This is a genomic window from Algoriphagus antarcticus, from assembly GCF_002150685.1.
Taxonomy (GTDB): Bacteria; Bacteroidota; Bacteroidia; order Cytophagales; family Cyclobacteriaceae; genus Algoriphagus; species Algoriphagus antarcticus.
The window spans coordinates 36,424-48,000 of the sequence record NZ_MSSW01000027.1 but is presented as its reverse complement, the minus strand read 5'-3'; the positions used below and the strand labels follow the sequence as shown (position 1 = coordinate 48,000).

Sequence of the window (11,577 nt, the reverse complement as noted above, 5' to 3'; positions counted from 1 at the left end):
TCATATTCCACTCAAAACCATTACATGTATATACATCAATTGAAAACTTAATGAGATCAATTAAGAAAATACATAAAGCGGAATATAGACCAATTGCCGATTTGGTCACCTATAGTCCTATGCCGACTCGATCTTTAGACCACTTGGACCCATTCATTTTTCTAAACCACCACGGTTTTCAAACATATCCAGCGCAGAATCGAGGTTTGCCATTTGGCCCGCATCCCCATCGTGGAATGGAGACCGTGACATTCATTACCGCCGGTGACATAGTCCACATGGATTCATCAGGCCATGAGTCTGTGATCTGCCAAGGAGGAGTTCAATACATGACGGCTGGAAGTGGACTGATCCACTCAGAGGTTAGTAGTACCGATTTCAAGAAAGATGGTGGAGATCTGGAAATTCTTCAGCTTTGGCTGAATTTGCCAGCAGACAAAAAAATGATCGCTCCGAACTATAAAGGACTTCAGAAGGCGGAAATCCCAACTTTCGAATTGGATGGAGGGAAAGTAAAAGTCCAGCAGCTTTTCGGAAAATGGAACGAAACCGAAGGCGCTTTTGAAGGCAATTTCCCGATTACACTGAGTACGATTTACTTAGAAAAAGGAGGGAATTTCGAAAAGTCAATTCCTAAGGATGAAAACATATTCTTCTATATCGTGAGAGGTGGGCTTACAGTAAATGGTGAAGAGGTAAATTTTAGAAATCTGGTAGAATTTGAAAATCATGCTGGAGCAATCAACGTGGAAGCCAATGAAGATGCTATTTTGATCTTAGGTCATGCATTGCCTTTCAATGAACCTATGGTCGCTCAAGGCCCTTTCGTGATGAATACTCAGGAGCAGATTCGCGAAGCTTACGATGACTATCAAGCAGGAAAATTCGGCACTTGGACTCACTAATCAGCTGTCAATAATATCCTGTGAGATCAGTCGGTAGATTTCAGCAATTCCCTCGTTGTAATTTAAAAATCGATGATGTTCTTCCAGGGTTTCGTAATCCTCCCGAATTGCTGGACCGGTTTGAGCTGCCTTTGCTCCTAATTGTAGGCTTTTGGAAATGGTCTCAATAATCAGCGGCTTCAGCATTTCGAAGTCCAACCCCTGTCTTCTCATCACTTCTTCAGCTATTCGAATCATGTGATTGGAGAAATTACTTGCAAATACTGCGGCAATATGCATTGCTTTTCTATCCTTAGACCGCACCGTGTAAGTCAGAGGAGATAAACTTTTAGAAAGCTTTTTTAGCTTTTGCAAAGTCTCCTCATCATCAGATTCTAACAAAAACGGGACCTCGTCAAATTCAATTTTTCTACCTACTGTAAAAGACTGTAAAGGATAGAAAATCCCTGTGTAGGAAGCTGAGCTATAATTCAAAATATCCAATGGGACAGTGCCTGATGTGTGTACCAGAATACTATTCTCTGGAAGAATGACTTCATCTGCTATTTCGGGAATGGCAGAATCTTTGACTGCCAAAATAAAAATCTCAGCCTCGCTGGCAGAGAAGTCCAGATCATCTTTTGGCTCACCAGCATAAACTCGATCCGTGATATTCCCAGCACTTTTCAGCGTCCTGGCATATACCTCGGTGATGACATGCCCAGCATCTTCCAAAGCTGGAGCCAAGTGCCAAGCAACATTCCCAGCACCCAGAATGGCAATTTTAAACTTCATGGTGGAAGTACACTATTTTTCTCCAAAAAGAAAAAACCATTCGGATCTATCCAAATGGCTCCTTCTCAAAATATATCTTTAAACTTAAATGTGTAACGCTCTATTGTCTGTAGCAGCCAAACAAGCTTCCTTGAAAGCTTCAGTATAAGTCGGGTGCGCATGAGACATTCTTGCTATATCTTCAGCAGATGCCCTGAACTCCATCGCAACTACCGCTTCAGCGATCATGTCCGCCGTTCTAGGGCCGATCATGTGCACACCTAGAATTTCGTCTGTCTCAGCATCTGCCAAGACTTTCACCAATCCATCGGTATCCATGGAAGCTCTCGCACGACCTGAAGCTATGAACGGGAATTTACCAGTCTTATACTTCACTCCTTTTTCCTTCAGTTGCTCTTCGGTATATCCGACAGCCGCAACTTCCGGCCAAGTATAAACTACACCTGGAATCAGGTTGTAATTGATATGTGGCTTTTGTCCCAAAATAGTTTCTGCCACAAAAACGCCTTCCTCTTCAGCTTTGTGAGCAAGCATAGCGCCTTTCACCACATCACCTATTGCATAGATATTCGGAACAGAAGTTTGTAAATGGTCATTCACTTCGATCTGCCCTTTTTCGGTGATCTTTACGCCAGCAGCTTCAGCATTCAAGCCCTCCGTATAAGGTCTTCTACCGATAGAAACTAGGACATAATCGCCCTTCAATTCAATGGTTTCTCCTTTAGTATTTTCAGCTTTGACAGTGACTTCCTTGCCTTTGCTTTCTACTCCTATCACTTTATGCTTCAGGTAGAATTCAAAGCCGATTTTCTTCAAGGACTTCTGCAGTTCTTTGCCCATCGTGCGATCCATGGTAGGAATCAAAGAATCCATGTATTCGATCACGGATACTTTCGAGCCCATTCTACCATATACAGAGCCTAGTTCCAGACCAATTACTCCGCCACCGATTATTACCAAGTGCTTTGGGATCTCCTTCAAGTTCAAGATCTCAGTAGAAGTGATCACTCTGTCTTTGTCAATCTTGATGAAAGGTAAAGTAGCTGGCTTCGAACCAGTAGCGATAATGATATTCTTACTTTGAATATCTGAAGTAGAGCCATCGTCCTTAGTAACTTTCACAGTGGTCTTATCTACGAAAGAACCTATTCCTTGAAGAACATCGATCTTGTTCTTTTTCATCAAGTAATTGATCCCATCCGTATTCTGCTTCACTACATCATCCTTTCTAATGATCATTTGCTTCAGATCTACTTTCAAATTGCTCAGTTTGATTCCGTGAGTCTCGAAAGTGTGAGCAGCATTATGATAATGCTCAGATGAATCCAAAAGTGCTTTGGAAGGAATACAGCCTACATTCAGGCAAGTACCTCCAAGCGTAGGGTATTTTTCAATAATGGCGGTTTTGAGACCAAGTTGTGCACAGCGAATCGCTGCTACATATCCACCTGGACCAGAACCAATAACTATGACGTCGTACATTTTATTTAGAATTTAGATGCAAGACACAAGAAACAAGACTTGGTCTAACTAGTTAAAAACAGGGCTAAAGTCACTCAGCCCCCCGTAAATCGTAAATCCTTAAACTCCAAACAACAATCTTGTCGGATCTTCAAGCAATTCTTTCACCCGAACCAAGAAGCTTACTGACTCGCGTCCATCGATGATTCTATGATCGTAAGAAAGCGCCAAGTACATCATCGGAAGTATTACTACCTCACCATTCACGGCCATTGGACGCTGCACGATATTGTGCATACCTAGGATCGCAGATTGAGGAGCATTGATTATCGGAGTGGACATCATGGAACCGAAGATTCCACCATTAGTCAAGGTGAACGTACCACCGGTCATTTCCTCGATAGAAAGTTTATTGTCTCTGGCCTTTCCGGCTAGTCTTACTACTTCCTTTTCTATCTGATCAAAGCTAAGAGTTTCAGCATTTCTAATTACTGGAACCACCAAACCTTTTGGAGCAGATACAGCAATAGAGATATCGCAAAAATCATTGAAAACCATTTCGTTTCCATCGATTTTAGCATTTACAGAAGGCCACTCTTGGAGCGCTACGCAAACAGCTTTGGTGAAGAAGGACATGAATCCAAGTCCTACACCATGCTTTTCTTTGAATTGCTCTTTGAATTTGGATCTCAAATCCATGATTGGCTTCATGTTCACCTCATTGAATGTGGTGAGCATTGCTGTCTCATTTTTCACAGAAACCAATCTTCTTGCTACTGTTTTTCTCAAAGAAGACATTTTCTCTCTGCGCTCATTTCTAGAACCAGCAACTGGAGCAGGTGCTGATGACTCAGTTTCCTTACTTTCAGATTTCGCAGATGCAGGAGCTGGCTTTTGAGCCGATTGAGCATCTTCTTTGGTAATTCTACCATCTTTACCAGTTCCTTTAACTGCTTCTGGAGAAACTCCTTTTTCAGCCAAAATCTTGGACGCCGCTGGAGAAGCATGTCCAGTAGCATAGTTTGTATTTCCTGACTCAGAAGGGGATGCTGATGAAGAAGATGATTCCTCAGAGGTAGAAGCCGCAACTGGTTCGCCTTCCGTCACTTCAATTTTACAAATCATCCCACCAATCTCAAGCACATCACCTTCCTGCGCCACATGGCGAAGAATTCCTGATGCCTCAGCTGGCAATTCAAAAGTGGCTTTATCAGAATCTACCTCAGCGATAATCTCATCCAACTTCACATAATCTCCATCACTTTTAAGCCAATTGGCCAAGGTGACTTCGGTGATGGACTCTCCTACCGTAGGAACCACCATTTCTTTCACTTCTCCGGTTGATTTTGATTCCGTTGCTTTTGATGCTTTCGCTTCAGAAGATTTCTCTTCAGCCTTTGGAGCATCAGCAGCTGGCTCAGATTTACCTGGAGTACCAGCTTCGTCAATTTCACAGATCACAGCACCGATTTCCAACACATCTCCTTCTTGGGCTTTGATTCTAAGTACGCCCGCAGCTTCTGCCGGCAACTCAAAAGTAGCTTTGTCGGATTCCAGTTCACATAGGACTTCGTCCATCTGAACCTCATCTCCATCTTTTTTAAACCATTGGCCGATGGTAACTTCCGTGATGGATTCTCCTACAGCAGGGACTTTGATTTCTTTGCTCATAAGTTTTTCTTTTTTTCTCTTTCTAGTAAAAAAGAGAGGAACAAAATGATACGATTATTTTGGATGTCTTTGTGAAAAGAGCTGTGATTATTTCAATTTAAGTGCTTGAGCTACAATATTTTTTTGCTCTTCCACGTGGACTTTATTATAACCTGTGGCAGGAGAAGCACTGGCTTTTCGGGCAATTATCTCCATTGGCAATTCCTTGTAAAGCAGTCTTAGAATATAGTTCCAATAGCCCATGTTAGACGGTTCTTCCTGAACCCAAACAAGCTCAGCTTCTGGATAACCAGCCAAAACTTCCAGCATTTGCTTTTTTGGAAGTGGGTGAAGTTGTTCGATTCTAACGATAGCTACGTCCTTTACTTTTTCTTTTTCTCTCGCTTCATCAAGATCGTAATAGATCTTACCTGAGCAAAGCACCACTCGCTTCACATCTTTTGCATTTACCGTAGTATCCGGAAGCACTTCTCTGAAAGAACCTTCGGTAAATTCTGAAAGTGGAGAAACAACTTTTGGATGTCTCAAAAGAGACTTAGGTGACATGACGATACAAGGTTTTCTGAATTCCCAAGCCAATTGTCTTCTCAACAAATGGAAGAAGTTAGAGGGTTCAGTTACGTTTGCTACTATTGTGTTGTATTCGGCAGATAGCTGAAGAAATCTTTCTGGGCGAGCATTGGAATGCTCTGGCCCCTGGCCTTCGTAGCCATGAGGAAGAAGCATAACCAATCCGTTCATTTTCTGCCATTTTGTTTCTCCGGAAGTGATGAACTGATCAATCATGACCTGCGCACCATTAGCGAAATCACCAAATTGAGCCTCCCAAATCGTTAATGCATTTGGATTTGCCATGGCGTAGCCATATTCAAAACCTAGTACAGCGTATTCAGAAAGAAGGGAATTATAGATATAAAAATCTCCTCTTCTGTCCTTCATCTCCTTTATAGAATTGTAGGCTTTATTTGTATTGGCATCATGAAGCACCGCATGCCTATGAGAGAATGTACCTCTTTGCACATCTTGTCCTGTCAATCGAACTGTTTTCCCCTCCAAAGTCAAAGAACCATAAGCAAGCAATTCCGCAGCTGCCCAGTTCAAACTTTTTGACTGAAAGAACATTTCCTTACGCTGCTTCAGCTGCGCTTCTATCTGCTTTAGTGGTTTGAATCCTTTGGGAATCACGGTAAGTGCTTCAGCTACTTTTTCGATCAACTCTTGGCTAATCCCAGTTTTTGGTGACTGATCAAAATCTTCCGGCTTGGATCGCCTCAAGCTGCCCCATTCTTCTTCAAAGCGCGTAGCCTGATAAGGAAGCGGCTTTTCTTTTACCAGATTCAAACGGTCCTGAAGCAATTGTCTGAATTCCTCATCCATTTGCGAAGCCAACTGAGCCTCGATATCACCACGGTCAGCCAAATGCTTCACGTAGATTTCTCTTGGATTAGGGTGCTTAGAAATAATATTATAAAGTTCTGGCTGAGTGAATTTTGGTTCATCGGACTCGTTATGTCCATGACGTCTGTAGCAGACCATATCCACAAAAATATCACGGCTGAACTTCTGTCTGAATTCGGAAGCAAGTTTGGCTGCGAAAACAACAGACTCAGCATTATCCCCATTCACGTGAATTACTGGCGCATCGATAATTTTGGCAATATCCGTGCAGTAAATAGAAGAACGGGCATCATCAAAATCAGTGGTAAAACCAACTTGGTTATTGATCACAAAGTGGATGGTGCCACCAGTGTTATATCCTTTCAGATCTTCCATCTGAGTCACTTCATAGACGATACCTTGTCCAGCTACTGCAGCATCACCATGAATCAAAATAGGAAGTGCTTTTTTGAAATCTCCTTTGTATTCAGAATCGATTTTGGCACGAAGGAAACCTTCTACCACTGGATCCACCGCTTCCAAGTGAGATGGATTAGGGGCAAGCTTCAAATGAACTTTGTTTTCAGAATGTGTAATGATATCACTTGCATAACCCATGTGATACTTCACGTCGCCATCACCCATTGTCAAATCCGGCTTTGCAGTTCCTTCGAATTCAGAGAAAATCTGTTCGTAGGTTTTGCCCATAATGTTTGCCAACACGTTCAAACGACCTCTGTGAGCCATGCCAATCATAACTTCTTTCACTCCCAATTGAGATGAGGTATTGATCACAGCATCCAAAAACGGAATAGTGCTTTCCCCTCCTTCTAGTGAAAAGCGCTTTTGTCCTAGGTATTTGGTGTGTAAAAAGTTTTCGAAGACTACCGCTTGGTTCAGCTTCGAAAGTATTCTTTTCTTCTCTTCGTGGGTTGGGTTGAAAGCTAAAGCTTCCTTTTCGACTTTAGTCTTAAACCAATCCAGCATCTCTGGATCACGAATATATAAGTATTCAAAACCCATCGAACCTTCGTAAATGGTCTTCAGAGAATCTAAAATCTTAGAAAATTTGGCAGTTCCAATTCCAATCTCTTTCCCAGCTTGGAACTCAGTATTCATGTCCTCTTGTCCTAAACCGAAATCCTGCGGGTCGATTAATGCTTTTCTGTCTTTACGTTCCCTTACCGGATTGGTCTTGGATCTCAAGTGAGCACGTGACCTGTATGCATGAATCAGTGCCCTTACTTTAATTTCTTTCGGCAACTGCTCCATGTCCATAATGGTCCCTGGAGTGGCTAGAGCACCATTTTTTGCAGGAGCTGCAGAATTTCCATTCGAAGATGCTGTATTATCTTCGTCACCGTAGGTGGTAAGTGCAAAGTCAAAGCCATCAAAAAACTCTTTCCAGCTTTGGTCGATTGATTCTGGGTCAATCTTGTAAGAAGAGTACAGCTCATCGATGTAGGATACGTGAGCGTTAGCGATATAAGAAAACTTATCCATATTTTATTCTTAAAGAAGAATTCAAAGCTAAGGCCTTAAATCAATAATAAAAAATCGCTTAGTTGCTTTTCCGAATGTACTAGAATAGGACTATAAAACTAAGCTGATTAATCTTTTACAGGATTCCAGTCTGATGGGAGTCGGACACTTGCATTATCCACCAATCTATAATCGTCGGCAATCAAACTTACAGGCTGTCTAAACTCCAAATCCGCTCCAAAAATATAAGTTCGACGCTGCGTTTCACCCGCAACTATAAAGTAACCCAAAACTACTTCATCGGCGTTATCGAGGCTTACTATATTTCCTCGAATATTTGCTGGCGGAGGATCAAATACTGACCCACTGATTTCAGATTGTTGTTTGACCAAACGTAAGAAACGATCCGCATCTGCCGAAATACTTAATTGATTCAGATCCAAGCGATAGGTGTTTAAAAATCTTAGTTTATTATCAGGAATAAAAGCTGCCATAATGGTTGTTTTCAAGCCATCGGAATTATCATCATTGGTCAGAAAATAAGACGTATTTCCGGTTGTCTTTGTGCGATAGCAGCGATCGCAACAGCCCTCTGGCTCGACCATCATTATCGTACGATTATAATATAAATCAGGCCTGGCCTCCAAAATATAGGTACTCAGGTTATTTCGGCAGAAGTAATAATTATTCTCATCTGCTGGATCAGTCAACTCTACAAAATCACCGACGCCTGAATCCAAATTTGTTTCGCCTTCAACAGCGATGGTCTCGGACTTGTAGGGGATTTTGCTTATTTCTATCGGCTTATTGATTACTTCAGGCAGGGAAGAATAGATTTTCCCATCTGGAAGCTCAATTAGCAAAGTATAAGATCTGCCCACTACTCCAGAATATGCTTTTAGGAAAATGTACGTACCATGCATATTTAAGTCTTCATCAAATATCGCAACTGATCCAGTATTATCCCGAACCACCACTGTTGCTCCGGCAACCGAGCAAACTAGCGCCTCAAAAATACTCCCATAGGTACCCAATCGGGAAAACCCAATCCGGACCTTGACCATTGGTCACCACCCCTCAATAGTCAGTAGCCGCAGACCTTCGATGAGTTAAGTCTCGAATAGATTAATGCAACCCCGCACAAACCAGACTAGAAGCAGATGATACTTTTTCAATAAGTTATGGATTTGATAGTATGTATATGCTCAATTGCAGCAGCAGTCAAATTTTCTTCTTTTTGTGATCATACTAGCTTAGGCGAGTCCTTCCTCTTCCGCCTCCGGTCTCATGACTCCGGTCCTCTGTCTTTCATCACAATATGCAAAGAAAATAGGATTACATATGCCATTGCGGATAATCCAATTTCCGGTTAAAGCCTTTTACCCAAAAATAAAACTTTGATAATCTCAAACTTCAAGTCAAAAAAAAACTGCCTCTAAAAATCAGAGGCAGTTTTAAAATTAGTGTGATTCAATAATTATCTCAACGTAGCAGGCCACTGAATGATACTAGCAAACTATAGCATCAAAGAGCCATTTCCATTGATGATTTTGAGCCAATCAAATTTGAAAGGTGATCATCAGATCAGGTTGAGGTCATCAAATAACTTTCACCATTACTATTTGGAATTATCCAATGAGTCTCCTCTATCAAGGCGCAACAACAGATACTGGGTAAAAGAAAGGTGAATTGTAGAATGGGGCAGTTAAATCACCAGAAATATTAGAATCTGTGAAAACGCGACCAAAACGATCATTCAATACCAATCTAAACTCGAATACATCATCTGCTCGAATTGCTCCAGGAGCTAATCCAACAGCCGCAAGCGTCTCAGTTGCTGTCACCAGAATAGTTGATCTTAGAAATCTAGAAGTAGCGTTAGGAGCAAAATCTGATTTTTTAAGTGTCTTTACAATAACATCAGTTGCAGGCGTATAAATTAAACCCACGTTAGGGATCAATCTTCTATGTCTTACACGCACCTCAACGGTCTCTACAGTACCGCCATCTTCAGCGTCAACAGCTTCAACGACAATTTCAAATTTAGAACTAGCAAGACTGTCCAGACTAAATGAAGTACTTGTACTTGAGATTGTTCTTAAATAAGCAGCCGTATCGAAAGTTGTATATGGAATACGAGGTTCTACAAAATCACGACATGAACCCAGGAGTATAACTGCACCCAGCAGCAATCCGAAACTATATTTGAATTTTTTCATTTGTCTTATTTTTAAGGTTAGTCTACCCAAGCATTACCTGCGGGATTATTATCCCAGAACACTTGTACGGATTGATCTGCTTTCTGAACTGCATTTGTGTTTGTCGACAAGTAGTTCAAAGGATAGAAGAATGAGCGAGGGAATACACCTGGATTCGTTTCTAAACCAGGCTGCATAATAGATGGCTCGCCTGTTCTTCTATATAGATTGTACGCCTCTGTACCATTACCATAGAGTGATAACCAATATTCTCTACCGATCACATACATCTTGCTTGGAAGACCAAGACTTGCATTTGGAGCTGCATCATATTGACTGGCTACGAAATTCAAATAATCGGTCACAGAAGTAGCATAAGCTGCATCAGATGTGAATCCACTGATCACTGAACCTTGCGAAGTGGACAAGCTCCAGCTTCTTACATACTCCATATGCTTTCTGATTCCCGATAACATCAAGTCTTTTGGACTTCCCGCAGTTGAAAGAAACAATGCAGACTCAGCTAGCATAAAGTCAACATAAGCAGCCAACATAATGGGATGGATACCTGCTCCTTGAGCACCAAGTGAAGGATTATTGACAGGTGCAGCACTGTTATTGTCAAATCTACCACCTGCAGGAAAAACTCCCCAAGCCGTACGACTCAATCCATCTGGTGGAATACCATCTGGATCCAAGTGATCTCTACCCCAATAACCTCTTTTACCAGGAAGGCAATACACAAAGTTAGCCACTAGGTACTGAGGTGGGGCAATCTGGACAATACACTCGATATCTTCCGAATTAGTAGGATTAACTGCTACCTGACGGTAAAAGTAATATCTAGCACGCGGATCATCAAAACCCTTCGCCTCTGTCAAATGCCACATGTAGAACGTAGACTGATAGTCTCCACCTCCTGATGTATACTGACCTGCAAATCTTGGATGTCTGGAATCCGGATCAGCTCTGGTAGTACCAAACTTGAAGATAAAGTCGTCGCCTGTTTTAAGGAAATTGTTAGCTGCGATCAATGCATCTATACCTGCCTTAGATTCGGCAGCCTTTACCAATCGGGTATTCAAGAAATATCTCAACTTCAAGGTATTGATCAATTTTATCCACTTAGTATAATTTCTAGCATAGAAGTAATCATTTGGAGTACCAGCAGAACTCGTTGCCGCAAAATGAGCATCCGCCTGATTTAGTGCCTCCAAAGCCGCCGCATATATGGATTCTCCTGAATCGACTTTCGGGTTGAAGTTGTTAGGACCTTGCAGCGCTTCTGTCAAAGGTACATCACCATAAGAATCCACTAAGTGCATGTAAACCATGGCTTTGATAGTCTTCGCAATACCTAAGTGCCGCTGATTGTTCCGTTCCTCTGCCAAAGGTTCCAAAGCTTGAATATCAGCCAGTACTGTAGAGTATGCACCTGTCCAATAAGCATTGGTAGTAGTTGGCGTGTAAGCTCCCTCATATTGCGCACTTCCCTGATTGATTATACGGGTTAGGCGCATTCCATCATCACTAATGGAGTTGAAAACCTCCTGATATTCTAACTGAATACTATTCAGTAAAAAATCCGGGATAGCAGCATCAAACTGTACTGCATTTGGATCCACTTGCAAGTCGAGTTCACAAGAAGTTGCAAAAACCATACTTGCTGCGATCATCAAACTATATATTTTTCTTTTCATTTTATTTCA

The 11,577-nt window shown here is 41.8% G+C and carries 8 protein-coding genes; 1 reads left to right on the top strand and 7 read right to left on the bottom strand.

Features of this window, described 5'->3' with window-relative positions; translation table 11 throughout:
* Positions 1-50: 50 nt before the first annotated feature.
* The gene (locus BVH04_RS10405; RefSeq protein ID WP_086541409.1) at positions 51-905 is read left to right on the top strand and encodes a pirin family protein; all 855 of its coding nucleotides are present in this window, start codon (positions 51-53) and stop codon (positions 903-905) included.
* Here the strand turns inward: BVH04_RS10405 and BVH04_RS10400 are convergent, their stop codons facing one another.
* From BVH04_RS10400 to BVH04_RS10370, 7 genes are all read right to left on the bottom strand, one after another.
* Positions 906-1,679, bottom strand: a complete 774-nt coding sequence (locus tag BVH04_RS10400) for a Rossmann-like and DUF2520 domain-containing protein (RefSeq protein WP_086541408.1) — start codon at positions 1,677-1,679, stop codon at positions 906-908.
* Between the two features lie 84 nt (positions 1,680-1,763).
* Entirely contained in the window at positions 1,764-3,161 is a 1,398-nt protein-coding gene (gene lpdA / locus BVH04_RS10395) for a dihydrolipoyl dehydrogenase (RefSeq protein ID WP_086541407.1), read from the bottom strand.
* Between the two features lie 99 nt (positions 3,162-3,260).
* Positions 3,261-4,811, bottom strand: coding sequence for a 2-oxoglutarate dehydrogenase complex dihydrolipoyllysine-residue succinyltransferase (gene odhB, locus BVH04_RS10390; protein ID WP_086541406.1), 1,551 nt, complete (start codon positions 4,809-4,811; stop codon positions 3,261-3,263).
* A gap of 87 nt (positions 4,812-4,898) precedes the next feature.
* Positions 4,899-7,691 carry a 2-oxoglutarate dehydrogenase E1 component gene (locus BVH04_RS10385; protein ID WP_086541405.1) on the bottom strand — a complete coding sequence of 931 codons (2,793 nt, stop codon included), beginning with the start codon at positions 7,689-7,691 and terminating at the stop codon, positions 4,899-4,901.
* 107 nt (positions 7,692-7,798) lie between these two features.
* A complete protein-coding gene (locus BVH04_RS10380; protein ID WP_240510897.1) occupies positions 7,799-8,734 on the bottom strand; it encodes a DUF4249 domain-containing protein in 936 nt (311 codons plus the stop codon).
* 585 nt (positions 8,735-9,319) lie between these two features.
* Positions 9,320-9,889 carry a hypothetical protein gene (locus tag BVH04_RS10375; protein ID WP_086541404.1) on the bottom strand — a complete coding sequence of 190 codons (570 nt, stop codon included), beginning with the start codon at positions 9,887-9,889 and terminating at the stop codon, positions 9,320-9,322.
* Positions 9,890-9,906: 17 nt separating this feature from the next.
* Positions 9,907-11,568: a SusD/RagB family nutrient-binding outer membrane lipoprotein gene (locus BVH04_RS10370; RefSeq protein ID WP_086541403.1), complete on the bottom strand. Its 1,662-nt coding sequence runs from the start codon at positions 11,566-11,568 to the stop codon at positions 9,907-9,909.
* Between the last annotated feature and the right edge of the window lie 9 nt (positions 11,569-11,577).

What these genes read in the sequence shown, in the direction of transcription:
- BVH04_RS10405 (WP_086541409.1), top strand. Translation starts at nt 51, where the DNA reads ATGAGATCAATTAAGAAAATACATAAAGCGGAATATAGACCAATTGCC.
- BVH04_RS10400 (WP_086541408.1), bottom strand. Translation starts at nt 1,679, where the DNA reads ATGAAGTTTAAAATTGCCATTCTGGGTGCTGGGAATGTTGCTTGGCAC.
- lpdA (WP_086541407.1), bottom strand. Translation starts at nt 3,161, where the DNA reads ATGTACGACGTCATAGTTATTGGTTCTGGTCCAGGTGGATATGTAGCA.
- odhB (WP_086541406.1), bottom strand. Translation starts at nt 4,811, where the DNA reads ATGAGCAAAGAAATCAAAGTCCCTGCTGTAGGAGAATCCATCACGGAA.
- BVH04_RS10385 (WP_086541405.1), bottom strand. Translation starts at nt 7,691, where the DNA reads ATGGATAAGTTTTCTTATATCGCTAACGCTCACGTATCCTACATCGAT.
- BVH04_RS10380 (WP_240510897.1), bottom strand. Translation starts at nt 8,734, where the DNA reads ATGGTCAAGGTCCGGATTGGGTTTTCCCGATTGGGTACCTATGGGAGT.
- BVH04_RS10375 (WP_086541404.1), bottom strand. Translation starts at nt 9,889, where the DNA reads ATGAAAAAATTCAAATATAGTTTCGGATTGCTGCTGGGTGCAGTTATA.
- BVH04_RS10370 (WP_086541403.1), bottom strand. Translation starts at nt 11,568, where the DNA reads ATGAAAAGAAAAATATATAGTTTGATGATCGCAGCAAGTATGGTTTTT.